Raw genomic sequence first — 25,584 nt, forward strand, 5'->3', positions numbered from 1 at the left:
CCGGGACGGACGAACCTCTGGTGTGCCAGTTGTCCCGCCCGGGGCACGGCTGGTTGGCTACGTTCGGACGGGATAACCGCTGAAAGCATCTAAGCGGGAAGCCTTCCTTAAGATGAGGTCTCCCCCCCGATCTTCGGGTCGGGTTAAGGCCCCCAGCAGACCACTGGGTGGATAGGCCGGACATGCACGCACAGCAATGTGCTCAGTGGACCGGTACTAATCGGCCGAGCGACTTGAACACCACACCTCAACGGTGACCAACACCAACGACCTTCAGCGGTCGTTGAGATGATCTCGCGTCCCTGTGCGGTTCCCGACCAACAACCGGGAACCCGCAGCACCCCCCTCTTCCCCGGGGGTTCACCCGGCCACCTGGCCAGGAACCACGGGGAAACAGGGTGCTGCACCCGCGTCCACAATTGAATGAAGGTGACCGCAAGGTCCCCGAACACAAGCTCACCACCCCTGGTGCTCATACCCCAGAGGGTTGGTGGAGAGACGTTCGGTGGTTTTGGCGGAGGGGAAACACCCGGTCCCATTCCGAACCCGGAAGTTAAGCCCTCCAGCGCCGATGGTACTGCACGGGCGACCGTGTGGGAGAGTAGGACACCGCCGGACACAACATATATAGAAGGCCCGCCCCAATTGGGGCGGGCCTTCTGCATTTCACCTGAAAAGATACTCAACCATTCATTTCCGAATGGCGGAGGTTGTCATCCGGTCGGTTTGTCCTGAGGGGACGTATGCGAAGGCTCACCTACTACGTGGCCACCACCATCGACGGTTTCATCGCCGCACCGGACGGCTCCTTCGGCTTCTTCCCGGCCGATGACCGAGCCGACGAGATGGCCGAGTTCCTGACCTCCCGCTATCCGGAGACGGTCCCCACCCACGTGCGGGAGCACATGGGGCTGGACCTCCCCGGCAACCGGTGCTTCGACACCGTCGTGATGGGCCACGGCACCTACCGTCCGGCGCTCGACATCGGCGTCACCAGCCCCTACCGGCACCTGCGCCAGTACGTGGTCTCGACGGCCCTCACCGAGAGCCCCGACCCGGAGGTGGAACTGGTCCCCGGCGACCCGGCCGGCCTGGTGCGCCGGCTCAAGCGCGAGGAGGGGCTCGGCATCTGGCTGGCCGGCGGCGGGCGGCTGGCGGGCGCGCTGCTCCCCGAGATCGACGAGTTGATCGTCAAGCGCTACCCGCTGGTCATCGGCACGGGCATCCCGGTCTTCACCGCGCAGTTCCAGCCACGGGCGTTCGAGCTGACCGACACCCGTGTCTTCGGGGGCGGGGCGGTCGTCCTCAGCTACACCCGCGCCTAGCCAAGGTCCGAGGAGAGGCTCATATGCGAAGGCTCATCTACTACGTCGCCACCACCCTGGACGGCTGCATCGCCGCCCCCGACGGGGACGCGGACTTCTTCCCCGTCACCCCCGACGTCCTGGACTTCATCACCGAGGAGTATCCCGAGACGCTACCGGCGCACGTCCGCGCGGCGCTGGGCGTCGACTCCCCCGGCCGGCACTTCGACACCGCGGTGCAGGGCCGGGCCACCTACGACCCGGCCCTGCGGATCGGGATCACCAGCCCCTACCGGCACCTGCGCCAGTACGTGGTCTCGACGACCCTCACCGAGAGCCCCGACCCCGAGGTCGAGATCGTCTCCACCGACCCGCTGGCCAGGGTCCGCGCGCTCAAGGCCGAGGATGGCAAGGACATCTACCTGGTCGGCGGGGCGAGGCTGGCGGGCACCCTGCTTCCCGAGATCGACGGGCTGGTCGTCAAGGTCTACCCGATCGTCGCCGGGGCCGGCATCCCGCTGTTCACCGCCGACTTCGCGCCCCGGCGGTTCGAGCTCACCGGCACCCGGGTCCTCGACGGCGGCATGGTCGTCCTGACCTACGGGCGTCAGGGCTCCTCGTCGGCCAGCACCGAGTCGGAGTCGACGATGCGGTAGGCGTACCCCTGCTCGGCCAGGAAGCGCTGCCGGTGCGCCGCGTAGTCCTGGTCGAGGGTGTCCCGGGCGACCACCGCGTAGAACCGGGCACCCTGCCCGGAGGACTTGGGCCGGAGCACCCGGCCCAGCCGTTGCGCCTCCTCCTGCCGCGACCCGTAGGACCCGGAGACCTGGATCGCCACCGTCGCCTCGGGCAGGTCGATGGAGAAGTTGGCGACCTTCGACACCACCAGCACCGAGATCTCGCCGGCCCGGAACGCCTCGAACAGCCGCTCCCGCTCCTTGATGCGGGTCTCGCCCTTGATCACCGGGGCGTCCAGCCGGGCGCCCAGCTCGTCGAGCTGGTCGATGTACTGGCCGATGACCAGGGTCTGCTCGCCCCGGTGCCGCGCGACGAGCGCCTCGATCACCGTGTTCTTGGTCTCGGTGGTGGCGCAGAACCGGTAGCGCTCGTCGGGTTCCGCGGTGGCGTACACCAGCCGCTCGGAGTCGGTGAGCGTCACCCGGACCTCGACGCAGTCGGCGGGGGCGATCCAGCCCTGCGCCTCCATCTCCTTCCAGGGGGCGTCGTAGCGTTTGGGGCCGATGAGGGAGAAGACGTCGTCCTCGCGGTGGTCCTCGCGTACGAGCGTGGCGGTCAGCCCCAGCCGGCGCCGCGCCTGGAGGTCGGCGGTGCGCCGGAAGATCGGTGCGGGCAGCAGGTGCACCTCGTCGTAGATGACGAGCCCCCAGTCGCGGGCGTCGAACAGCTCCAGGTGCGCGTAGGCGCCCTTACGCCGGGTCGTCATGATCTGGTAGGTCGCGATGGTGACCGGCCGGATCTCCTTCTTGGCGCCGGTGTACTCGCCGATTTCGTCCGCGGTCAGGGTGGTGCGGCGGAGCAGTTCCTGCTTCCACTGGTGCGCGGAGACGGTGTTGGTCACCAGGATCAGCGTCGTCGCCCGGGCGAGCCCCATGGCGGCGGCCCCCACGATGGTCTTGCCCGAGCCGCAGGGCAGCACCACGACGCCGGAGCCGCCGTGCCAGAACGCGTCCGAGGCCTCCTTCTGGTAGGAGCGCAGGGACCAGCCGTCCTCGGCGAGCTCGATGGGGTGCGCCTCGCCGTTGACGTACCCGGCCAGGTCCTCGGCGGGCCAGCCGAGCTTGAGCAGCGCCTGCTTGAGCGTGCCGCGCTCGCTGGGGTGCACCACCACCGCGTCGGTGCCGAGCCGCTCGCCCAGCATCGGCGCGACCTTGCGTGACCGCAGCACCTCTTCGAGGACGGCCCGGTCGGTGGAGACCAGCGTCAGGCCGTGGGAGGGGTGCTTCTCCAGCCGGAGCCGCCCGTACCGGCCCATGGTGTCGGCGACGTCGACCAGCAGGGCGTGCGGCACCGGGTAGCGGGAGAACCGCAGCAGCGCGTCGACGACCTGCTCGGCGTCGTGGCCGGCCGCGCGCGCGTTCCACAGCGCCAGCGGGGTGATCCGGTAGGTGTGGACGTGCTCGGGAGCCCGCTCGAGCTCGGCGAACGGGGCGATCTCGCGCCGGCAGTCGTCGGCCAGGGGATGGTCGACTTCGAGCAGCAGGGTCTTGTCGGACTGAACGATCAACGGGCCGTCGGACACGGGCTCCCTTTCCGCACTCGGGGCAACCCAGTGTGCAACACGGGAGGCCCGCCCGCCTCTTCCCGGCTCAGTAGGTCGAGGTGTCCTCGAACGCGCCGATGATGATGAGGACGGCGATCAGGACGATGGACAGGGCGATGTTGCAACCGAAGATCACCCAGCTCCACAGGGTCAGCGTGCGGGACGACTCGGGGTCGGTCTGCTGCCGGCTCATCGCCATGGCGCTGGTGATGATGCCCGGGATCGCCAGCAGCCCGCAGCAGAACACCACGAGCACGCAGTTGGCGATCAGCGCCCCGACGGCGGCACCGTTGGTCGGCTGCCCGCCGGGGGGAGTCCCGGGCGGGCCGTAGCCGTAGTCGGGGGCAGGGGAGTACTGCCCCTGCGGGTCCCAGCCCTGCGGTTGCCCGTACTGGTCGTAGGGCTGCCCGCCGTATCCACTCATCCATCCCCCAGCCGCCTGAGAAGCGCAGATTACTCCTCAATCCTAGGAGGAAGAGTATTCGTCCAGCATTTTTCGTAGCCGTTTGCGGTCGGTTTTGAAGACGCTCGTCACCGGGACGGCGTCGACCACGTGTACCTCGCGCGGGTACTTGACCTGGCCGATCCGGTCGCGCATCCACCCGACCAGGTCGGCGGAGGTGGTCGAGGAGCCCTCGGCGAGGGAGACGAAGGCGACGACCTCCTCGCCGAGCCGGGGGTCGGGGCGGCCGACCACCCCGGCCATCGTGACGTCCGGGTGTTCAGTCAACGCGTCCTCCACATCGCGGGGGAAGACGTTGAAGCCGTTGCGGATGATCAGGTCCTTCTTGCGGTCGACGACGTAGAGGTAGCCGTCCTCGTCCAGGTGGCCGATGTCGCCGGTGCGCAGCTCGCCGCCGGGCATGGCGGCCACGGTGGCCTCGTCGGCGTTCCAGTAGCCGCGCATCACGCTCTCGCTGGTGACGCAGATCTCGCCGTCGGTGCCGGGCGGCAGTTCGCGGCCCTCGTCGTCGCGGATGACGACCTGGTAGCCGGGGATCGGTAGCCCCACGCTGCCGAGCCGCCGTGCTCCCGGCGGGTTGGACGAAATGATCGCGCTGGTTTCGGTCATTCCGTAACCTTCGAGGATTTCCACGCCGGGTAGCCGCCGCTCGAACTCGTCCAGCGCCTCGCGCGGCAGCGGGGCCGCGCCGCTGGTGACGTACCTCAGGTCGGGCAGCGGGGTGGCGCCGAACCCGGGGTCGGCCAGCAGCATCTGGATCATGGCGGGGACCAGCGGCCCGATCTGCGCCCGGTGCTCGGCGGCGAGCCGCTGCCACTGCGCGGCGTCGAACCAGCGCATGAGCACGCTGACGCGCGGCAGTTCCGAGTGCATGCCGATGAGCGTGACGATCAACCCGTAGGCGTGCGACAGCGGCAGCGGGACGATCGAGCGGTTCGGGGGGTCGGAGACCTGGCCCTGCTCGCTCCGGCGACCGGCGGCCGAGTACAGCCCGGCGTGGGTGAGCATGACGCCCTTGGCCCGCCCGGTGGTGCCTCCGGTGTACATCAGGGCGGCCAGGTCGTCCTCGGCGCGGTCCACCAGCGGGCCTTCGGGGCCGGAGTCCAGCTGGGAGAACGGGATCGTTCCCGTGGTCTCCTCGCCGACCAGGACGATCCGGACGTCCAGCCCGTCCGCTCCGGCCTGGACCTTGGGCAGCACCTCCGTGGTGGTGACGACGACCCGGGCGCCGCTGTCGAGCAGGATGTGCCGCAGTTCCTCGGGGGACACCAGGAACATCACGGGGGTGATCGCGGCGCCGGCCCGCCACAGGGCCTGGTAGGTGATCCCGACCTCCGGGCAGTTGGCCATCATGACCACCACCCGGTCGCCGGGGCGGACGCCCAGTTCGGTGAACCCGCCGCAGGCGCGTCTGGCTCGCCCGGCGAGCTGCTGGCTGCGGTGCCAGGAACCCTCGAAGAACAGGGACTCGTAGTCGTCGAACCGGTTCCAGGCCACCTCGGCCAGCCTGCCGAGAGTGCGCTGCTCGCCCATGTGCGCGCGTTCCCCTTTCCCTGGGATAACGGTCACCAGCGGACCCCATTTATGACCATGCGGTCAATGGGCGGGAGCACAAGGAGCCCGCCGCGAGACGCGACGGGCTCCCACCGTGCTTGGACCGGTCCCTGGAACGGCCGGCCGGCGGTGCGGCACGGTTCCCACCTGGACCCGGTGGGCCGAACCGGGGCCCTTGGAACGGCCGGCGGTGCGGCACGGCTCCCACCCGGACCCCGGTAGGCCGAACCGGGGTCCCTAGAACGGCCAGCCGGCGGTGCGGCTCCGCTCGATCAGCGGGATCATCGCGAAGGCCGCGTCCGACAGCCCGCCGAAGGTGTGCCGGGTGCCGGACCCGGAGGGGCCGTGCCCGTGCCGGTAGCCGACCAGGTTCCAGGTGTAGACGGGCACCCGCTCGGGCACCGTCCGGGTCGGCTCCTCGCCGCGGTACCCCGCCCAGGCCTGCTCGTCGGTGACGATGACCACCCGGTCGTGCTCGCGGTAGTGCTGCCGGACCGCCTCCGCGGTGTTGGTGCCGCCCATGCTCCGGAACCGTTCGACCACCTTCAGCACCGGCTCGCCGGGCCGGATCTCGACCGCCGCGCTGCTGGTGCCGAACTGCACCAGGTCGGCCCGCTCGGCCCGCAGCGTCAGCGCGGCGCCGAACACCGCCGCCGCGTCCGCGGAGGTCAGGTCGGACCGTGCCGACAGCGGGCCGAACATCGAGCCGGACCGGTCGACGAGCACCAGCGTGCGCCCCGGCAGTGCGGGGACGTTCGCCAGGGACGCGTCCAGCGCCCGCTGCAGCGCGTGGCCCCAGCGCAGCGACGGCACCGCCCGGTGGGCGGCCAGGAACCGCATCGGCAGCACCCGCGACCGCGCGACCTGCTCGGGGTCGGTCAGCCGCGCCGCGACCTGCCCGGCCACCTCGTCCGAGACGCCCGCACGGTCGAAGTTGCGCAGGTTGCGCAGCAGCGCGAAGTACCCCATCGAGGGGATGATCGACTCCCAGAAGGGCGCGTTGAGCGGGCCGTTCAGCCAGCCGGCCAGCGACTCCCAGGTCATCCCGGCGGCGGCGAGCGTCTCGGCGGAGTCCGCCCGGCGGAGCAGCGCCCGCCGCTCGGCCGCCGGCAGCGCAGACAGCTCGGCCCGCGCCCGCAGCACGGTCAGCGACTCGGGGATCTCCCGGTCCCGGCCGTGCCGGAGGTCGATCGCGTGCCGGAACAGGTCGCCCTGGCGCGGCGTGGCCGGCGCCGGGTGGGTCAGTTCCAGCACGTCGGCGAACCGGTACGACCCGGTGTCGTACTTGATCAGCGAGCGTTCGGTGTAGAGCCGGCGGACGGCGTCCGCCACCCCGCGCTTGACGGGCTGCGGCAGTGCCCGGCCGAACCGGCCGTGCCAGTACGCCAGCAACTCGCCCGGTTCGTCGGCCCGCTGCAGCGCGGCGCCGATGAGCTGCCGGTTGCCGCCCGACAGCTCGGCGCACAGCCGCGACATCACGCCCTCCGCGGCGGCGACGACGCTCGCCGACCGCATGCCCGCGCCGGTCCGCAGCCACCCGATCATGCGGGCCAGCCAGTCGGCGTCCTGGATCGCGACCTCGCCGACGAGGGTGCGGAACCGGGCGTCGCGCTCGGTCGCGGCCTCGTAGAAGGTCTGCTCGCCGACCATGTTCGCGACCGCGAGCAGGAACAGCTCGCTCTTGGTGTCGCGGGCGTGGCCGGGCGCGCCCGCGTAGGTGGTGGCGGTGGTGTCGGGACGGGTCTTGACGGCGCTGATCGCACCCGCGATCCGCGCCCGGTTGAACTTGGCCATCGAAAGGGGCCCTCCATGGGCTGCCCGAGATCAGGGTCGGCGACGGTACACAGCGCTCTGCCGATTGAGCTACCGGCCCGCGAGAGGACCGGGCGGGACTCGAACCCGCATCTCTCTATCCCAAATAGAAGTAACCGTCACCTGCGCACCGGGCAGGTCGTCGAATGGGCCCTCCCGAGAAGGGGTCGGCCGAAGTTCTGCGGCTCTTCCGAGCCGGCCAGGATTTGAACCTGAGTTATACCGGAGTAACTTCGGCCCTCGCACCGGGAGGGAAAATCTGGAGCGCCCGAGATCGAAGCGGCGGCGGTACGTGCTGCTCTGCCAATTGAGCTACCGATCCCGAAGACCGGACGGGATTCGAACCCGCAACCTGCCCATTAAGAGTGGAAGTAACCGCTGCCTGCGCACCGGGCGCGCACGTTCATGGTCGCCGAGAGTCGGCACCGGGTATCGGTGTGTTTTCCGCCTCGGCGGGATGCGGCCGCTGGGGCACTGGTTTCCCTTGGCGTGGCATCGCATCCTCCTCCGCAGTTCTTGGTGCCGTTCTTCCGACGGCTGTAAGAATGCCGCACCCGCCGATGCGCGGCAACCCTTTTAATTCACGGGGCGGATGAGGAATCGACTTCGGCGACGCCCGTGATGCGGTGCAGGGCGAACCGCTGGACGGCGGCCCGGGTGGCGTCGTACCCGGTCAGGAAGCCGCCCTCCAGCCGGACGGGCTCCACGATGCGGCTGGACGCCCGGCCCTGCTGGTCGAGGTAGCCGATCCAGACCCGGGCGCCGCGCTCGATCGCCCTGCGCAGTTCCTCCACCGTCGCCACCGCGGGCGAGCGGGGTGGTTCGCCGGCCGGGACGTCGGCGCGCCGCCGGGCGAGTTCGGCGCCGTGCCGGGCCGCCTCGTCGCCGGCGCGCAGCGCCCGGAGCGCGGCGCCGACCATCGACTCGTCGGAGACCACCGGCCCGCGGAACCGGCCGGGGTCGGGGGTGGCGGCGCGGTGTGCGTCCGGCCGGGTGACCACCACGCCGCCGTCGGCGGACTCGGCGACCGGGGCCAGCCCCATGGAACGCAGCGCCGTCAGCAACTCGGCCGAGGACAGCCGGGAGGCGAGCACGGTGGGCGCCAGCCGGTACAGCCGCAGCGGGGCGGCCCGCCGGTCGACCAGGATCTCCTCCAGTGTGGCCGGGTCGTCGGCGCGCACGTACGAGGTGAGCGTGCCCACCCGCAGCCGCCCGTGCCGCCGCGCGACGTCCTCGATCATGTAGGTCAGCGGCTGGGGCACCGGGGTCGCCGAGTGCCGGTCGAGCAGGTCGGCCAGTTCGGCGGCGGAGCGCCCCGCATCGAGGGCGCGGCGCACCGACCCCGGCGTGAAACGGTAGACGGTGGCGCCGCCGGTGGACTCGACGTCGGCCATCAGCCCCAGCTCCCGGGCCAGTTCGACGACCAGCGGCCCCGGGGCGACGGCGGTGAGGTCGGCCTGGATCAGCACCTTGTCGACGGGCTCGGGCAGCAGGGCGGCCAGCCGCGGGGCGGGGTCGGCGCCGGCCAGCAGGTCCCGGGCGGGCGCGGCGAGCACGCCCAGCCCCGTCAGCCCCAGCACCCCCGCCTCGCGCAGCGTCCAGCCGACCAGGCGGTCGCGCAGCGCTCCGCGCCGCCGGGGCCGCCGCCAGGCCAGGTGCGCGCGGACGTCGTCGGGGTCCGGTGCGCCGTCCGCGGCGGCCAGCGCGTCCAGCACGGCCCGCCGGGTCTCGGGCGCGCTGGTGCGCACCGACTCGTCGGCCAGGGTGTTGATCACCCGGTCGCGGTCGTCGCGCTCGCCGGCCAGCCCCGGCACCCGGTCGGTGTCCAGCCAGGCGCGCACCAGGATCGCCCACCGCTCGGCGGTGTCGTGCATCCGCCACAGGTCGTAGCCGTGGGTGGGCAGCCACTCGTCGTCCCCGCCCCGGGTCAGCAACCCTGCGACGTAGGCGAGCTCGGCGTAGAGCGCCGCCTGCCACTCCGCCACGTCGAGCAGCGCCGCCGCGGCGCGCAGTTCGCGGACGGCCAGGCCACCGCTGCGCAGCACCGGCGGCGGTTCCACCCCCCACCGCTCCAGCAGGTCCTCCACCTGCCGGACGGCGGTGAGCGCCTGCCCCGCAGCGGTGCGATCGACATGCTCGGCCCCCCACCCCGAAGCGGCCACGGCCAGTCCCGGCGGTTCCGCGGAAAGATCCTCGAACAGCCGCCCACCCCGCAGGTGCAAGGCGACCTCGCGAGGCAACGTGACCGTCCGATCATCGGTGGCGGCCAGCAGCCCCCGCCCCAGCAACCGCTCCACCGGAGTGCCCGCCGTGCCGGCACGCAACGGCCGCCGAGCATTGTCGACCCGCCCCACCGGAGGCCCCCAGACCAGCCTGAGCAGCGCGGCGGCAGCCTCCTCACCCGCATCGTCGATCAGCGCCGCAGGCTCCGCGAGCCGTTCCGCCAGCCGCGCCACCAACTGCTCCGAGTCCGCGAACCCCCGAGGCACGACCCCATCAAGATCGGTAACCAGATCGACCAGCCGATCAAGCGGATACCCGGCGAACACCTCCCGCACCGGCGGCCCCAGCCCCGCCGGCCAGACCACCCCCTGCCGCACCCCCGGCGCGGTACTCAACGCGTCGTCCTCGCCCCACACCAGCCCGTACGCACGCAACCGCACCACAGCCGGACCGCAGTCATGCCCCAACGCACGAGTGAGATCACCGACCCGAACCGGCGCAGGCAACACCAGCAACGCCTCAACCACCGCCAACTCGAACCGATCGAGCCGGTCCAACGCCCGCGTCACCGCCCCCGCAGTCCCCGCCCGCGCCGCCAGCGCAGTCAGATCGGCGGGAACCGGACTGATCAGCTCCGGACGCGCGGACAACAACACGCGCAGCTCCGCATCACTCCGCCCACGCAGCCAGTCCGCATACGTCTCCACCCATCCACGGTAGCCGCGCCAACCCCCCACCCAGCCCGCCCGCTAAACCCCCACCCGGCCCGCCCGCTCAACCCCTACCTGGCCCGCCCGCTCAACCCCCCGGACCACCACACAGGAGCAACGCCCCGATCACCATCAAACGAGCCGGACGAGATGGATGCCGATGCGAAGCGAGGCGGTCCGGGAGCGGCGCCCGCGCCGTCTGGACTGAGGAGCGGTGAAGATCGTGAGGAACGAGCGATCTTCACCGCGACGAGGGAAGACGGCGCGCCGAAGGCGCCGCGACAAGCGCGAGGAACGAGCGCCAAGCTAACAGAGCCCCATGGCCAGGCGGGCCCAGGCGAGGACGAAGCGTTCTTCGGCGATGCGGCTGGGTGGTTCGTGCATTGATTCGTTGGCCAGCCAGTAGTTGACCACCGAGCCGCCCAGGATCGAGGCGATCGCGGGCCAGTCTTCGTCGTTGTCGGCGAGTTCGGGCTGTGTGGAGAGCCATTCGGCGATGGCTTCGTACAGCGGGTTGACGATGCCTTCGCGCATCTCGGCGACGAGTTCGGGGAACTGGTCGAGGTCGCGGAAGAGGACCCGGACGAGGTCTTGTTCCTCGCGCATCTTCGCCAGCCCGGCGTGGCAGGTCATCTTCAGCCGTTCGACCAGCGGCAGGTCGGCGAACTGGGTGGCTTGTTCGCGTATCACGTCCAGCTGGGATTTGGTGCTGGTGATGTGCTCGCGGATGGCGGCGGCGAGTACTTCTTCCTTGGAGCGGAAGTGCCGGTAGAGACCTCCGGCGCCGGGCGAGAGCCCGGAGGCCGCTTCGATCTCGGCGACGGAGGTCGCGGCGTAGCCCCGGTCGGCGAACAGCCGTAGTGCTTCGGCCACGATCCGCTCGCGTGTCGTTCTGCTCATCGTTGGTTTTCCTCCGCCACGACACTAGGGCATCTTTGACCTGGGCGCCTGTGCTCGATGCGGAGCCGGCCGGCGATAGTGTTCCGGCCCACTCCCGGTCTGACCGCGGTGTGCGCGGCACCATCCGGACGTTACTTTGCCGGACGGGACCGATCACTGCCCTAACGAGTATCGGGACACTAGAGTTCGGTGACCACATCCTTGCCGATGGAAGGGGTCGATGTGGCCTTCCTGCCCGAGGACTTCGACGTACCCACCCTCGTGGCCGGCCCGAGCTTTCGGATTCGCCCCCTCACGGTCCACGACGTGGTCAAGGACTACGACGCGGTGATGAGCACCCGGGAGATGTTGTGGGAGCAGTTCGGTGAGCGGTTCGGCTGGCCGGGTGTGGATCTCACGCTGGAACAGGCCCTGATCGACATCGCCTGGTTGCAGAAGGAAGGCCAGTTGCGTCGGTCGTTCACCTATGCGGTGTTGAGCGTCGACGAGGAGCGGATGATCGGGCGTATCCAGATCTTGCCGCCCCGGCAGAGCGGTGTTGACGCGGGGGTGCTGTTCTGGATGAGGCGGGATGTGACGGGCACCGCTCTGGCGGACGAGCTCACCGATTTCGTTGAAGAGTGGGCAATCTCCGCATGGCCCTTCAAAACGATCTGCTTTCCGGGGCGGGATCTCAGCTGGTCCGACTGGCTGACATCCAGGTCTTCCTGAGGGTTGAGGGCCTGGTCAGCGGGTAGAGCGTGAGTACGGAACCGTGGTTCCGGTCCGTCGGGCAAGCCAGTTCCGGTCGGCGAAAAAGCGCACAGAGTCACATAGAGTCACACAGAATCACCTAGTTTCACTGCAGATTCCCGCGCCCTCCTCTTTCGGATCCCGTCGCATCGCCACTGCCAGGGGGGCGCGGGCCTGTGCGCGCCGGCCCCACCTCTACCCTGTGGGTCGTGGCGGACCAGGCTTTCACCGTGGGATTCGATCTCGACCTCACCCTTGCCGACACCCGGCGCGGCATCGCCGCCGTCTTCACGGTGCTCTCCGCCGAAACCGGGGTCTTCATCGACACCGCGGCCGTGGTGGCCCGGCTCGGCCCCCCGCTGGAGACGGAGCTCGCCTACTGGTACCCGGCCGCCGAGATACCGGCCATGGCCGCGCGCTACCGGGAGCTGTACGCCGGCATCGCCGTACCCGAGACCGTCGCGATGCCCGGCGCCGTCCGGGCCGTCGACGAGGTCCGGGCCGCGGGCGGGCGCGTCATGGTCGTCACCGCCAAGAACCAGCGGGACGCCGAGCGCACCGTGCGCTTCCTCGGCCTGCCCGTGGATGTCGTCGTCGGGGCGCTGTTCGGCGCCGAGAAGGGCCGCGCGCTGCGCGATCACGCCGCCGCCGCATATGTCGGTGACCACACCGCGGACGTGGACGCGGCCCGGGCCGGGGGTGCGCTCAGCGTCGGGGTCGCCACCGGACCGTACGACGCGGCGGCGCTGCAGGCCTACGGCGCCGATGTGGTGCTGGCCGACCTGCTCGCCTTTCCCGGCTGGCTCGCCGGCCACCGCGCCGCCTGAACTGGGGCGAGTGAACGGGATTGTCCGGACGGGGTGGTGGACGCGCCCCGTACCGCCCGAAATCGGGCCTACGGACAACGCTCCCGTGTTCCCCGTTTTGGGGCGCAGCCACTACGCTTGAGGGCAATTATTCGAGAGCTAGACGAGGTCACCTGTGCCCACTGGCAAGGTCAAGTGGTACGACACTGACAAGGGATTCGGCTTCCTCACCCGCGACGACGGTGGTGAGGTGTTCGTGCATTCCTCCGCCCTGCCGAGCGGAGTCGCCGCGCTGAAGTCCGGGCAACGGGTGGAATTCGGTGTCGTCGAAGGCCGCCGGGGCCAGCAGGCCCTCTCGGTGCGCGTTCTGGAGACCCCGCCCTCGGTGGAGAAAACGGCCGCCCGGGCCCGGCGGAAGAAGCCCGACGAGATGGTGCTGATCGTCGAAGATCTCATCAAGTTGCTCGACGGCATCTCCACCACCTACCGGCGGGGCAAACACCCGGCGCCCACGGAGGCCAAGAAGATCGCGACGGTGCTGCGGGCGGTCGCCGACGACCTGCACGGTGGCTGAGGGAGGTCACCCCGAGCGTGATCTCGATGTGCTTGTCCATGCTTCTTCATGGTGGAGAATCGGGAGCGTGAGCGCAGTTCGTCAGTCCAGTCCGGCGCGGCCCGCCCGCCGGACCCGCACTCCCGCGGTCGATCAGGCCTGCGCGGAGGCGATCGACCTGGCCCGGGAGGCCGCCGAGGAGACGGCCGGCCCCGGGAACGTCGGTGAGCACCTCGGCCTGCAGAGCGAGGCCGACCGGGTGGTCACCCACTTCTTCACCTGCCTCGACCCCGCCTACCAGGGCTGGCACTGGGCCGTCACCGTCGCCCGGGCCGCCCGGGCCAAGCTGGTGACGGTGTGCGAGTGCGTGCTGCTGCCCGGTGAGAGCGCGCTGCGCCCGCCCGAGTGGGTGCCCTGGCTGGAGCGGCTGCGTCCCGGTGATCTCGGCCCGGGTGACCTGCTGCCGACCGCCTCCGACGACCCCCGGCTGGCCCCGGGGCTGACCCAGATCAGTGACGCGACCGACCACCAGGCCCAGTGGGAGCTGGGGTTGGGCCGGGCCCGGGTGCTGTCGGCCGAGGGCCGCGACGAGGCCGCCGCCCGGTGGTACGAGGGCACCTCCGGGCCGCACGCGCCGATCGCGACCGCCGCGCCGGCACAGTGCGCCACCTGTGGGTTCTTCGTGCCACTGGCGGGGGCGTTCCGGCGGGTCTTCGGGGCCTGCGCCAACGAGTACGCACCCGACGACGGCAAGATCGTCTCGGTCGATCATGGCTGCGGGGCGCATTCGGAGGCCGTGGTCGTGCCGCCGCCGGTCGAGACCTCCGAGCCCATCGTCGACGAGCTGGGGTACGACCTCATCCCGGCGGCCTCGATCTCCGAGGAAGACGAAGAGGCGCTCGGCCATAGCTGACCGCGAGCACGACCCCTTCGAGGCCGCGGCGCTGCGCGAGCGGGTGCTGCGCGCCTGGGCCGAGTCGCCGGCCCGGTTCCGCGAGGACGCCAACGCCGAGGAGGACCACGCGCTCGGCGGCTACCGCGACCGGGTGATCGTCGAACTGGCGCAGAACGCGGCCGACGCCGCCGCGGCGGCGGGCGTGCCCGGCCGGCTGCGCCTGGCGCTGCGCGACGGGGTGCTGCTCGCGGCCAACACCGGGGCGCCGCTGGACGCCGCCGGCGTGGCCGCGCTGTCCAGCCTGCGGGCCTCCGCCAAGCGCGGCGACGCCGCCGCGGCGGGCCGGTTCGGGGTGGGGTTCGCCGCGGTGGTCGCGGTGAGCGACGAGCCCGCGATCGGCACCCGCTCGGGCACCGGGGTCGGCTGGTCGGCCCGGCGCACCCGGGAACTCGCCGCCGGGCTGCCCTCGCTGGCCGGGGAACTGGACCACCGGGGCTTCCACGTGCCGGTGCTCCGGCTGCCCTTCGCCCTCCCCGACCCGCCCCGGCCGGGCGAGCTCGGCGCGGAGTTCGAGACGGTCGTCCGGCTGCCGCTGCGCGATCCCGCCGCCGCGGACCTCGTCCGGCGGCAGCTCGCCGAGACCGGCCCGGCGCTGCTCCTCGCCCTGCCCGCCCTCGCCCGGGTGGACGTCGAACTCGACGGCGCCGTCCGCACCCTGGAGGCCGAGCCCGACGCGCCGTCCGGGACGGTGGTGATCGACGGGGTGCGGTGGCGGACCGTCGAGGCGCACGGGGAGATCCCCGCCGAGCTGCTGGCCGACCGGCCGACCGAGGAACGCGCCCGGCCGTACTGGCGGCTGCGCTGGGCGTTGCCGGACGTGCCGGGCCGGGCGGCGGCCGTCCTGCACGCGCCGACCCCCAGCGACGAGCCGCTGGACCTGCCCGCGCTGCTGATCGCGTCCTTCCCGTTGGCGCCGGACCGGCGGCACGTGGCGCCGGGGCCGCTCACCGGGTTCCTGGTCGAGCGCGCCGCCGAGGCGTACGTCGAACTGCTGCGCGCGGTGCCGCCGGAGCCCGGCCTGCTCGACCTGGTGCCCGGCCCGGTCGCCGCGGGCGAGCTCGACGCCCGGATCCGGCGCGCCGTCCTCGACCGGCTGCCCGGCGTCCCCCTGCTGCCGATCGCGGCGCCCGACGGGACGTCCGCGCTGTTCCGGGGGCCGGACACCGTGGCGGTGGACGCGCCCGCCGCGGCCGTGGACCTGCTGGCCGGAAGCGTCCTGCCGGGGCTGCTGCCCGCCGGGTGGCCGGTGCGGCACCCGGCGCTGGCCGCGCTGGGCGTGCGCCGGCTGGAGCTCGCGGACCTGGTGGACGCGCTGGCCGGCCTGGAACGCCCGCCCGGCTGGTGGCACCGGCTGTACGAGGCGCTGGCGGGGGCGCGGACCGACGCGCTGGGGGCGCTGCCCGTCCCGCTGGCCGACGGGCGGCTGGTGCGGGGGCCGCGCGGGCTGCTGGTCGGCACCGAGGGCGTGGACCCGGCCGACCACGACGCGCTGGGGCTGCGGTTCGTGCATCCGCAGGCGGCGCACCCGCTGCTGGCGCGCCTGGGCGCGGTGCCCGCCGGCCCGCGCGCGGTGCTCGCCGACCCGGCGGTGCGGGCCGCCGTGACCGGCTCCTACGACGCCGAGGAGCCCGAGCCGATCGCGCACGCCGTGCTCGACCTGGTGGCCGCGGCCGGCCTGGACCCGGGCGAGCTGCCCTGGCTCGCCGAACTGGCCCTGCCGGGCGACGACGGGGAGCTCTACCCGGCGGGCGAGCTGCTGCTGCCCGACAGCCCCCTGCGCCCGGTGATGGGGGACGACTCCCCGTTCGGGGTGGTCGCGGCCGATCTGGTCGAGCGGCACGGGGCGGACGCCCTGGTGGCCGCCGGGGTGCTGCGGGGGTTCGCGCTGGTCCGCGAGCACGAGGTCTCCGTGGCGGACCTGACGGACGGCGCCTTCGACCTCGACGGCGGGGAGGAGTGGGCCGAGGACGTGCTCGCCCGGCTGCCCGGCCAGGACGTCCCGCCGCTGCTGCCCGAGTTCACCGCCGTGCGTGACCTGGAGCTGGTGGCCGACTGGCCCGCCGCGCTGGCCCTGCTGGCCGTGCCGCCGGTGCGCGCCGCCGTGGTGGAGCCGGCCGGGGTGCTGACCGCCGGCGGCCGCCGGGCGCCCGTCCCGTCCTATACCGCCTGGTGGCTGGCGCGGGAACCGGTGCTGGCCGGCCGGCGTCCCGCCGAGTTGCGGTTCGCCGCGGCCCGGGAACTGGCCGGGCTGTACGACGTCGCGCCCGGCGGGCTGGATCCGGAGTTCCTGCGGGCGCTGGGGGTGCGCGCGTCGGCGGCCGAGCTGCTGGCCGAGCCGGGTGGGGCCGCCGAGCTGCTGGCCCGGCTGGCCGATCCCGATCGGACGGTCTCCCGGGACCGGCTGCGCGAGCTGTGGACGGCGCTCACCGACCGTCCCCCCGGAGCCGATCCCCTCCGGCCGCCCGAGCGGGTCCGGGCGGTCGTGGACGGCGCGCCCGAGGTGGTCGCGGCGGCGGACGCGCTGGTGCTGGACCGCCCGGACCTGCTGCCGCTGCTGGCCGGCCAGCCGCTGGTTTTGGCGGCGTACGACCGGTCGGAGGAGCTGGCGGACGCGCTCGACCTGCAGCTGGCGAGCGACGAGGTGCCGGGCGAGGTGGTGTCGCGGGGCGTCGAGCGGCCCGTGCCGCCGGTGGTGCGCGCCGTGCTGCCGGACGCGCCCGGGACCTACGTGGCGCACGACCCGCTGGTCGTCGACGGTGTCACGGCGGGCTGGCGGGCCGTGGGCGGGACGGTGCATGCGAGCGGTGCCGAGGGGCTGGCTCGCGGGCTGGCCTGGGTGACCGGGCGCTGGCCGGACCGGCTGCTGGTGGCGGCCGTGCTGCGCGACCCCGGCGCGCTGCCGGACCTGCTCGCCGAGGCCGACCTGGACCTGTGAGCCCGGGGCCGGGACGGAGCGTGCCCGCCGCCGTCAGGAGCGGTCGGACCGCTCGTCCGGGACGGGGAGCTCGGTGGGGTGGCCGGTTGCGGCCACGTGCCGGCGGGTGGCCTCGGCCCGGCTGCGCTGCAGCCGGGGGATGTAGAGCACCCCGAACGCGCCGATGCACGCGCCGGTGACGCAGACCCACAGCCACCAGCGCCGATCCTCGGACATGCCGACGATCAGCAGGACGACCAGCGCGACGAGCCAGGCGGCGGTGCCGACGGCGGAGATCCGGACGTCGTCGGTCTCCAGCGGCGGGGGGTCGGGGCGTCGTTGTCGGGGCATGTCTCCAGGCTAGGCCACCCGCCCGCGACCGGAGCGGGCCCGCCCTTCGTGGGACGATGCCCCGAACACCCCGGCGAGTGAGCGGAGGAGGCCGAAGTCTCCCCTTGTGGACGGAATGCGGAACGCCCGCGTATCGTTAGCAAGAGTAATGACTTTCGAGAACGGCCATGCCCACACCGAAGACCACAGACCACAGCGCGCAGTCCCTCGCGGAGGAGCTGCGCATGTCGATCGCGCGCCTGGGCCGACGGCTCCGCCGCCAAGGGAACCACCGGCTCACGATCACCCAGTTCGCCGCGCTGGCCGCGATCGAACGACACCACGAGATGACCCCGAGGGAACTCGCCGACCACGAGAAGGTGCAGCCCCCGTCGATGACCCGGGTGATCACCGCACTGGAACTGGAACGGCTGGTCGAGCGGAGCCCGCACCCGACGGACGGCCGCCAGGTGGTGGTCCGGGTGACCGACCGCGGCCGCACCCTGATGCGGGAGGAACGGGCCCGCAAGGAGGCGTGGCTGTCCCAGCGGCTGGCGGAGCTGACCTCGCAGGAGCGGGCGATCCTGGAGCAGGCGGCGCCGATCCTGGACAAACTGAGCAAGGCGTAACGGCCGGGGCCCGCGATGAGCAGGGCCCCGGCGGCATGTTCCGCTCGCTGCGGGTGCGCAACTACCGGCTGTTCGCCGCCGGACAGGTGGTCTCCAACACCGGCACCTGGATGCAGCGCATCGCCCAGGACTGGCTCGTCCTGGACCTGACCCACGGCAGCGGCACCGCGCTCGGCATCACCACCGGCCTGCAGTTCCTGCCGCTGCTGCTGTTCGGGCTCTGGGGCGGCGTGATCGCCGACCGCTATCCCAAGCGCCGGGTGCTGGCGGTCACCCAGGTGGCGATGGGGACGCTGGCCCTGGTGCTCGGCGTACTCGCGCTCACCGGCACGGCACAGGTCTGGCACGTGTACCTGCTGGCGTTCGGCCTGGGCCTGGCCACGGTGGTCGACAACCCCACCCGGCAGGCGTTCGCGGTGGAGATGGTCGGCCCCCGGGAACTGCCCAACGCCATCGCGCTCAACAGCGCCACCTTCAACGGCGCCCGGATCGTCGGCCCGGCGATCGCCGGAGTGCTCATCGCGCTGATCGGCACCGGGCCCGTCTTCCTGCTCAACGCCGCCTCCTTCGGCGCCGTGCTGCTCGGGCTGGCGGCCATGCGCGAGGCCGAGCTGAACCCGGCCGAACGGGTGCCGCGGGGCAAGGGACAGCTGCGCGAGGGGCTGCGCTACGTCCGGGGACGCCGCGACCTGGTGACGGTGCTCGTGCTGGTCGGCTTCGTGGCGATGTTCGGCATGAACTTCCAGATCACCACCGCGCTGGTGGCCCGCGAGGTCTTCGGCGCCGGGGCCTCCTCGTTCGGCCTCGCCTCGACGATGCTCGCGGTGGGCGCGCTGGCCGGGGCGCTGCTCGCGGCCCGGCGCGTCCGGCCGACCCGGCGGCTGCTGTACGGCGCTGCGGCGGGATTCGGCGTGCTGGAGATGGTCACCGGGCTGATGCCCACGTTCTGGTCGTTCCTGATCGTGCTGGTGCCCACCGGCATCACGCTGATGACCTTCACCACCGCGGCCAACGCCACCATGCAGCTCTCCGTCGCGCCCGAGATGCGCGGGCGGGTGATGGGGCTCTACATGTTCGTGTTCCTGGGGACCAACCCGGTGGGCGCACCGCTGGTGGGCTGGCTGGCGGAGACGTTCGGCCCCCGGCTGAGCATCGTGCTCGGGGGCGCGGTGGCCACCCTCACCACGCTCACCGTCATCGCTTTGTCAGTGCCTCGTGAGACGATCATCAGTACCCTCCGGAACCCGTTCCGGCGCGCTTCGTCCGAGAATGGGATGACAATCCGGCACGTCGGCTGACAGGCTTTGCATGCCTGACCTCGCCCGGGCTTCTCGCCCGGGTCCGCAGGACGGGCGGCTGCCGGGCGTCCGTGGGGGGCGCGACGACGACTGAGGAGGCGACGGCCGTGACCGTGTCGATGGTGAAGGGCCAGCGGATCTCGCTGGAGAAGCCCGGCGACGCGCTGCAACTGGTACGGATGGGGCTCGGCTGGGACGCCGTGAAGAAGCGGGGCTTCTTCGGCTCCCGCGAGCAGGAGATCGACCTGGACGCCTCGTGCGTGCTGTTCGCCGACGGGCAGATCGCGGACGTGGTCTTCTTCGGCAAGCTGACCAGCGACGACGGCTCGGTCCGGCACACCGGCGACAACCTGACCGGGGCCGGCGACGGTGACGACGAGTCGGTGATCGTCGACCTCTCCCGGCTGCCGGTGCACGTGACCTCGCTGGTCTTCACCGTCAGCTCGTTCAACGGCCAGACGTTCAACGAGGTCGAGAACGCCTTCTGCCGGGTCGTCAACGAGCGCGACAACGCCGAGCTGGCCCGCTACACCCTGACCGGGGGCGGCGCCCACACGGCGATGGTGATGGCCAAGCTCTACCGGAACCCGGCCGGCTGGAAGATGAACGCCATCGGCGAGCCGTGCCACGGCCGTACCTTCCAGGACATGCTCCCGGTGATCGCCCAGCACGCCTGATGAACGACCTGGTCCGCGGCGCGAACGCGCCGCTCGCCGTACATCGTCTCGTCGCCACGGCCTCCTGCGCCGTACCGGTCGACGTGAGCGCCCTGCTGGTGGCCGCCGACATGCGCGTGCGGTCCGACGCGGACCTGGTGTTCTTCAACGCCCCCGAAGGGCCGGGGGCGCGCTGGTCCGACCCGGCCGGCGGCCAGCGGATCGACATCGATCTGACCCAGGTCCCGGCCGACGTCCAAGCGGTGCTGATCGTGGTCAGCCTCGTCGGGCGCATGTCGTTCGGGGCGGTCCCGCCGCCCCGGCTGCTGCTCACCGGAGCCGACGGCGCCCCGCTCGTGACGTTCACCGTCGACGAGCTCGGCCCGGAGAAGGCGCTGCTCGGCCTGGAGCTGTACCGGCGTGCCGGGGCCTGGAAGGTCCGCGCCCTCGGCCAGGGGTACGCGGGCGGCCTGGCCGAACTGGTCGTCGCGCACGGCGTCGAGGTCGACGACCCGGGCGACGCGGAAACGGCCGCCCCGCCCCCGCCGCCGGTCGGCGCCACCGGCCCGATCCCCGGGCAGCCCACCGAGCCGCACCCCTCCGGTCCGGGCGGCCGGGAGGTCGGGTTCCTCGAACGCGCCTGGCTGATCTGGGAGGACGCCAGCCGGTCGCTGGCGGCCTTCCGCTCGTCCACCGAGCACGCGCTGAACATCCGCAACGACGAGGTCGCCGGCCGGGTGCCGCGCGGCCGCTACCAGGAGCTGATGGACGCCGCGACCTCCCGCCTGTCCGGTGACGCCGCGCAGCTGCGCGACGAGCTCACCCGGCAGGAGCCCCGACTCACCCCCGAGGTCGCGCCGTTCACCGAGGCGTCCTGGCTGACCTGGCAGCCCCGCACCGACCTGGCCGACGGGGTGCTGCTGGGCCGGCTGACCACCCCGGAGATGCCCGAGCTGCACGTGCCGCTGGTGCTGCGGGTGCCGTGGCGGCGCGGGGTGTGGATCTCGCAGGGCCCGCTGCCGGGCGACGCCGCGGCGTACGCGTGGTCGCTGGTCACCCGGTTCCTGGCCGCCGTCCCGCCCGGGCTGGTCGGGCTGGAGGTCATCGACGCGGCCGGCCTGTCGGGCGCGGGCTGGGTGAACGGCTTCGACCAGGCCACCACGCAGGCCCTGCTCGGCGGCGGGCTGGCCATCGGCCCGGCCGCCGAACAGCGGGTGCGCGGCCTGCTCGACCTGGTCGACCTGCGCCGGATCGGCGGCAGCGAGGACGAGCTGCCCGCCACCCTGGCCGGGGGCCCGCCGGTCCGGCTGGTGGTGATCCTCGACGCGGGGGCCGCGCTGGACGGCGAGGAGTCGCACCAGCTGCTCCGCCTGGTGGAGGACGGCCCCACGGTCGGCGTGCCGGTGATGCTGGTCGAGACCGACAGCCGGGCGACCGAGTCCGTCCGGTCGATGCGGCTGCGCCAGATGTGCAACACCCTGCCGGCGGGCGAGGGCCCGATCGTCGACAACTGGGTCGGCACCGAGTGGACCCTCACCCCCGACCTGCTGCCGGACGCCGGCGCGGGCACCCGGGCCCCCGCCCTGCTCGCCCATGTCCTCGCCGCCCACGTCCGCGCCATCGCCTCCCACGGCTGACCCCACCGCCCACCCACCACTTGACACGCAGAGAAGCGTCACTGGCCAGGGGCGAAGTGACAAGCGGGGTGTGGGCTGAAAGGCTCTGAGGGTGGCCCACCGGAACGTCATATGAGGCTGTTCGCGGCGCTGCTGCCGTCCGTGGCGGCGCTCGACGAGCTGGCGGGGGCCGTCCGGCCGCTGCGCGCCGTTCATCCGGAGCTGCGGTGGGAGCGGCGCGAGCTGATGCACGTCACGGTGGCGTTCTTCGGGGAGATCGACGAGACCACCCTGGAGCGGCTGCTGCCCCGGCTCGAACGGGCGGCGGGGCGGTACGCGCCGATGGGGCTGTCGCTGGCGGGGGCCGGGGCCTTCCCGTCCGGGGTGCATGCCCGGGTGCTGTGGACGGGGGTGTACGGCGACCGCCGGGCGCTGGCCCGACTCGCCGCCTCGTGCAGCGCGGCGGGCAGCCGTGCCGGGTCGCCGGCGGACCATCACCGGGGCTTCCGGCCGCACCTCACCCTGGCCCGCAGCCGGCGCCCCACCGACCTGCGGCCGCTCACCGAGGAACTGGCCGCCTTCGCCGGCGCCCCCTGGGCCGCCGACACGCTCCATCTGGTGCGCAGCCACCTGGGGGCGCAGGTCCGCTACGAGTACGTCCGGTCCTGGCCGCTGGGCTGACCTCGCTCCCGAGGCCCGGTGCGGCTCGTGGTCCGGGTGCCCGGGAAGCCGCCGCGCGGCCGATCTCGCTTACGGCTCGATGCCCGGGAAGTCGCCGGGTCCGGCTGATCCGGCCTACAGCTCGGGTGGCGGGGACGCGGGGCGGTGGGCGTCCGGCGGGCCCCAGGGCAGGCCGTAGCGCTCGCAGACGCGGCGCAGCTCGCCCAGGTCGGGGGGCAGGGACACCCGGCGCAGCACCCGGCCGGCGGGGCTCCACACCACCAGCCGGGGCGGGCCCTCCTGGGAGTCGTCGATGCCGACCCCGCCGACCCCGGAACGCGCCTGCCGCCACGCCACCCGGCCCCGGCCGGTCACCACCGCGATCTCGGCCGCCGAGACGCGCAGCCGGTCGCGGTCGCGGTCGTAGCGCCAGGACCCGGCCAGCCCGACGAGCAGACCCAGCGGCGCGGCCCAGGCCAGGGTGGTGCCGAAGCCGCCGAGGTCGTCGCCCAGCCAGAGCGCGCCGAGCACCGCCACGACCTCGCACAGCAGGACGGTCGCCGCATACGCCAGCAGCCGGGAGCGGCGGGTCGCGTCCAGCGTCACCCCGGAGTCGCCGGGCGGCGCCGGGTCGGGCGGCGGCGGGTCGGCGGACAGCGCGGAGACCGCGCCGTGGAACGCGGCGCTGAGGTAGGCGTCGTACTCCGCGTCGGTCACCGGCAGCCCGGCCCGCCGGGCGGAGTCGCGCAGGTCGGTACGGGAGATCCGCAGTGCCGACAGCGGTGCGGCGAAGAACTCGTCGCCGTCGGAGTCGTACACCCGCAGCCAGGCGTGCCCGGAGATGGTGAGCAGTTCCAGGCCGCCGATCCGGTCGTCGGGCATCCGCAGCACCACGTCGCCCGCGCCGTCAGCCCAGCCCAGCCCCTCGCCGTCCACCGTGAGCCGGCCGCCCGGCACCTGGGCGAAGATCTCGGGCAGTTCGTCGAGGCCGTACGCCGAGGGGCGCGGCACCCGCACGTCGGGGGAGACCACCCGGTAACCGCGCTCGTCCAGGGCGTGCGCGAGCTGGAACGGGTCGAGACCGCGCGCCGGCAGCCGGGCCAGCAGCCGCAGCCGGTGGTCGAAGGCCAGCGTGATCGCCGGGTCCCGCCCGCCCAGCGGGTCGGATCCGACCACCAGGGCGGCCGTCTCGACGGACCGCAGGGAGGGGCCGTCGGCCCGGCCGTACCGGATGCGCACCGCGTCCGGGCCGATCGTCCAGCGCACCGGGGTGTGGCGGGCCAGCCAGCGCTGGGTCAGCAGCACCACCAGCAGCCCGGCCGCCGCCCAGCAGCCCGCGGTGATCCGGTCGGCGAGGTCGAGCGGCCCGGTCAGCGCCGCCCGGACGAGGCCGATACCGGCTAGCAGCCCGGCCAGGACGCCCAGCGCGGCGACCCGTCCGGGGCTCGGCTCGGTGGGCATGGACGCCAGTTCCACAGGAGCGCCCGGGCCGGCCGGGGCCGGTTCCAGCGTGTGCGCGGCGGCCAGCAGGTCGGCCTCCAGGTCGAGCAGGCGGCGCTCGGCGGCGCGGTCGGGCGGCGGGGTGCCGTCCTCGGTGCCGGCGGCGTCGCCGGTGAGCACGTGGATCGGGATGCCGAGCCGGCGGGCGGTCACGAAGAAGGACGCCGGGTCGAAACCCAGCCGGGTGAGTTTCCCCAGCGACACCCGGCCGAACTTGTGGAACACGATGAGGGCGCCGTCGTCGACGGTCAGTGCCAGTTCGACGATCCGGGACCGCTCGTACCGGGTCAGCACCGTCCCGCCGGGGCCGACGCGTTCCAGGCCCGCCGCCGACAGCCGCCAGTACGGTCGGGGCCGGCGACCGCGCAGCGCGCCCAGCGCCCAGGGGGCGGCCGCCGCCGCGGCGACCAGCGCGGCCCACAGCCAGACCGGCCGGATCGGTAGCAGCGCGACCAGCAGGGTCAGCAGCGCGAACGGTCCGCCCGCCGCGGGGCGCCGGCGGCCGGCCGGCCGGGAATCATCACCGGACGACCCGACGAGCTCATGGTCCACGACTACAGATCCTCACACGAAATCAGCGTTTCGCTCCGCCTTCTTCTGTTCGTCGGAATCAACCGTGTGACCCGCCCGGTCATGCCCGCCGGCGGAACACGGCGTAGGCGAGGGCGGCGCCGACGGCGAGCGCGATGAAGAGGGCGTTCCGCCGGCCGTCGGTGTCCCGCAGCGCCGGGTCGGCCGGGGCCGCCACGCTGGACGGCGAGGGCCGCGGGGGCAGCGCCTCCGCGGGCAGCGCCACCCGGTAGACGGGTTGCCCGGCCCCCTCCGAGCCGATCAGCAGCGACCGGCCGTCCGGCGTGTAGGTGATCGATTCACCCTGTTGCTGGCCCGGCAGCCACACCACCCGGAGGAGCTTGTCGGGGGCGGCGAAGACGTGCGCCGAGAAGTAGGTGCGGAGGGTGAACGTCCGCCCGTCGGGGGAGAACGCGCCGTCGGTGGCCATGGACGGGGCGGAACCGACCTTGGTCAACGTGTTGGTCCGGTCGCTGCGCAGCCGGGCGGGCCCCCGGTACAGCGCCCCGCCGAACAGCTTGCTGGCGACGTACAACCGCCCGGTGCCCGGATGGACCAGCAGCGCTTCGGCGTTGCGCGGCCCGTCGGCGTACCGCAGCCGGAACGTGGTGGGGCGCAGCGTCATGTCGCGCAGCCGGGCGGGCTCGGGCACCCGGTAGACGGTGATGTACGGCCAGACCCCGCCCAGGTTGTCGCCGATGTCGCCGACGTACAGGGACGGCCTGCCCCGCTCGTCCGGGCCGAGCGCGATCCCCTCCCAGTCACGGGCGGCGGCGCCCGCCAGGGTGAGCACGGCCCGGGTCCGGCCGTCGGGGCCGACGGCGAAGATCCGGGCCCCGGCGCCCGAGTCGTTGTGCGTGTAGACGACGCCGCGGTGCCGCAGGCTCGCCGCCAGCCCGCTGGACTCGGTGATCCGGGGGTCGGTGATGGTGAAGGCGACGGGCGGCTTGCCCGTGCCGGCCAGCGCCGGCGCGGCGGAACCCGTCAGCAGGCAGCAGACCCCCGTCAGGGCCCCGATCCGGCGGTACACCCCGCTCCTCCCGCTCAGTTGAGCAGCGCACCGACGACCACGGCCAGTATCAGCGCGGTCAGCACGGTGGGCAGCAGCCACTGGGGGG

21 protein-coding genes and 2 rRNA genes are annotated in these 25,584 nt (G+C 73.0%); 14 read left to right on the plus strand and 9 right to left on the minus strand.

Annotated features, from left to right (window positions below; all coding sequences use genetic code 11):
• From DPM19_RS06685 to DPM19_RS06700, 4 genes are all read left to right on the plus strand, one after another.
• Positions 1 to 241 (plus strand): 23S ribosomal RNA (locus DPM19_RS06685); the annotation flags it as partial.
• Between the two features lie 260 nt (positions 242 to 501).
• Positions 502 to 618 (plus strand): 5S ribosomal RNA (gene rrf / locus DPM19_RS06690).
• A 125-nt stretch (positions 619 to 743) separates the two neighbouring features.
• A complete protein-coding gene (locus tag DPM19_RS06695) occupies positions 744 to 1,325 on the plus strand; it encodes a dihydrofolate reductase family protein (RefSeq protein ID WP_111863955.1) in 582 nt (193 codons plus the stop codon).
• A 23-nt stretch (positions 1,326 to 1,348) separates the two neighbouring features.
• Entirely contained in the window at positions 1,349 to 1,960 is a 612-nt protein-coding gene (locus DPM19_RS06700; protein WP_111863956.1) for a dihydrofolate reductase family protein, read from the plus strand.
• Here DPM19_RS06700 and DPM19_RS06705 read toward each other — a convergent pair.
• The 6 genes from DPM19_RS06705 to DPM19_RS06735 all read right to left on the minus strand — a co-directional run bounded on the left by DPM19_RS06705 (position 1,912) and on the right by DPM19_RS06735 (position 11,247).
• Entirely contained in the window at positions 1,912 to 3,564 is a 1,653-nt protein-coding gene (locus DPM19_RS06705) for a DNA repair helicase XPB (RefSeq protein ID WP_111863957.1), read from the minus strand. The genes DPM19_RS06700 and DPM19_RS06705 overlap by 49 nt on opposite strands.
• A gap of 67 nt (positions 3,565 to 3,631) precedes the next feature.
• On the minus strand, positions 3,632 to 4,009 hold the full coding sequence (locus DPM19_RS06710; protein WP_111863958.1) for a hypothetical protein: 378 nt from the start codon (positions 4,007 to 4,009) through the stop codon (positions 3,632 to 3,634).
• A gap of 42 nt (positions 4,010 to 4,051) precedes the next feature.
• Entirely contained in the window at positions 4,052 to 5,581 is a 1,530-nt protein-coding gene (locus DPM19_RS06715; RefSeq protein WP_111863959.1) for a class I adenylate-forming enzyme family protein, read from the minus strand.
• Between the two features lie 258 nt (positions 5,582 to 5,839).
• Positions 5,840 to 7,396: a TROVE domain-containing protein gene (locus tag DPM19_RS06720; RefSeq protein WP_111863960.1), complete on the minus strand. Its 1,557-nt coding sequence runs from the start codon at positions 7,394 to 7,396 to the stop codon at positions 5,840 to 5,842.
• 599 nt (positions 7,397 to 7,995) lie between these two features.
• Positions 7,996 to 10,080 (minus strand): helicase-associated domain-containing protein, encoded by a 2,085-nt coding sequence (locus DPM19_RS06730; protein ID WP_325050198.1) that lies wholly within the window; start codon positions 10,078 to 10,080, stop codon positions 7,996 to 7,998.
• A 573-nt stretch (positions 10,081 to 10,653) separates the two neighbouring features.
• Positions 10,654 to 11,247 (minus strand): TetR/AcrR family transcriptional regulator, encoded by a 594-nt coding sequence (locus DPM19_RS06735; protein ID WP_199484906.1) that lies wholly within the window; start codon positions 11,245 to 11,247, stop codon positions 10,654 to 10,656.
• Between the two features lie 189 nt (positions 11,248 to 11,436).
• Between DPM19_RS06735 and DPM19_RS06740 the strand changes: the two genes are divergently transcribed.
• From DPM19_RS06740 to DPM19_RS06760, 5 genes are all read left to right on the plus strand, one after another.
• Complete coding sequence (locus DPM19_RS06740) at positions 11,437 to 11,958, plus strand: GNAT family N-acetyltransferase (protein ID WP_233509940.1); 522 nt, start codon at positions 11,437 to 11,439, stop codon at positions 11,956 to 11,958.
• Positions 11,959 to 12,188: 230 nt separating this feature from the next.
• Positions 12,189 to 12,806: an HAD family hydrolase gene (locus DPM19_RS06745; RefSeq protein ID WP_233509941.1), complete on the plus strand. Its 618-nt coding sequence runs from the start codon at positions 12,189 to 12,191 to the stop codon at positions 12,804 to 12,806.
• A gap of 154 nt (positions 12,807 to 12,960) precedes the next feature.
• Positions 12,961 to 13,359: a cold-shock protein gene (locus DPM19_RS06750; RefSeq protein WP_111863963.1), complete on the plus strand. Its 399-nt coding sequence runs from the start codon at positions 12,961 to 12,963 to the stop codon at positions 13,357 to 13,359.
• A 67-nt stretch (positions 13,360 to 13,426) separates the two neighbouring features.
• On the plus strand, positions 13,427 to 14,251 hold the full coding sequence (locus tag DPM19_RS06755; RefSeq protein WP_111863964.1) for a DUF3027 domain-containing protein: 825 nt from the start codon (positions 13,427 to 13,429) through the stop codon (positions 14,249 to 14,251).
• 43 nt (positions 14,252 to 14,294) lie between these two features.
• Positions 14,295 to 17,228, plus strand: a complete 2,934-nt coding sequence (locus DPM19_RS06760) for a sacsin N-terminal ATP-binding-like domain-containing protein (protein ID WP_233509942.1) — start codon at positions 14,295 to 14,297, stop codon at positions 17,226 to 17,228.
• A 33-nt stretch (positions 17,229 to 17,261) separates the two neighbouring features.
• Here DPM19_RS06760 and DPM19_RS06765 read toward each other — a convergent pair whose 3' ends face one another.
• Complete coding sequence (locus DPM19_RS06765) at positions 17,262 to 17,558, minus strand: DUF2530 domain-containing protein (protein WP_111863965.1); 297 nt, start codon at positions 17,556 to 17,558, stop codon at positions 17,262 to 17,264.
• Between the two features lie 224 nt (positions 17,559 to 17,782).
• On the opposite strand from DPM19_RS06765, the gene DPM19_RS06770 reads away from it, so the two are divergent.
• The 5 genes from DPM19_RS06770 to thpR all read left to right on the plus strand — a co-directional run bounded on the left by DPM19_RS06770 (position 17,783) and on the right by thpR (position 22,417).
• A complete protein-coding gene (locus DPM19_RS06770) occupies positions 17,783 to 18,166 on the plus strand; it encodes a MarR family winged helix-turn-helix transcriptional regulator (protein WP_325050199.1) in 384 nt (127 codons plus the stop codon).
• A gap of 35 nt (positions 18,167 to 18,201) precedes the next feature.
• Positions 18,202 to 19,464, plus strand: coding sequence for an MFS transporter (locus tag DPM19_RS06775; RefSeq protein WP_111863967.1), 1,263 nt, complete (start codon positions 18,202 to 18,204; stop codon positions 19,462 to 19,464).
• A 107-nt stretch (positions 19,465 to 19,571) separates the two neighbouring features.
• The gene (locus DPM19_RS06780) at positions 19,572 to 20,141 is read left to right on the plus strand and encodes a TerD family protein (RefSeq protein ID WP_111863968.1); all 570 of its coding nucleotides are present in this window, start codon (positions 19,572 to 19,574) and stop codon (positions 20,139 to 20,141) included.
• Positions 20,141 to 21,757: a TerD family protein gene (locus DPM19_RS06785; RefSeq protein ID WP_111863969.1), complete on the plus strand. Its 1,617-nt coding sequence runs from the start codon at positions 20,141 to 20,143 to the stop codon at positions 21,755 to 21,757. Before DPM19_RS06780 ends, DPM19_RS06785 begins: the two co-directional genes overlap by 1 nt.
• A 111-nt stretch (positions 21,758 to 21,868) precedes the next feature.
• Positions 21,869 to 22,417 (plus strand): RNA 2',3'-cyclic phosphodiesterase, encoded by a 549-nt coding sequence (thpR, locus tag DPM19_RS06790; protein WP_111863970.1) that lies wholly within the window; start codon positions 21,869 to 21,871, stop codon positions 22,415 to 22,417.
• 114 nt (positions 22,418 to 22,531) lie between these two features.
• On the opposite strand, the gene DPM19_RS06795 is transcribed toward thpR, so the two are convergent.
• Both DPM19_RS06795 and DPM19_RS06800 read right to left on the minus strand, forming a co-directional pair.
• Positions 22,532 to 24,448 (minus strand): hypothetical protein, encoded by a 1,917-nt coding sequence (locus DPM19_RS06795; RefSeq protein ID WP_111863971.1) that lies wholly within the window; start codon positions 24,446 to 24,448, stop codon positions 22,532 to 22,534.
• A gap of 79 nt (positions 24,449 to 24,527) precedes the next feature.
• On the minus strand, positions 24,528 to 25,496 hold the full coding sequence (locus DPM19_RS06800; protein ID WP_233509943.1) for a hypothetical protein: 969 nt from the start codon (positions 25,494 to 25,496) through the stop codon (positions 24,528 to 24,530).
• Positions 25,497 to 25,584: the final 88 nt, after the last annotated feature.

The organism is Actinomadura craniellae (assembly GCF_003289645.1).
GTDB classification, from domain to species: Bacteria; Actinomycetota; Actinomycetes; order Streptosporangiales; family Streptosporangiaceae; genus Actinomadura_D; species Actinomadura_D craniellae.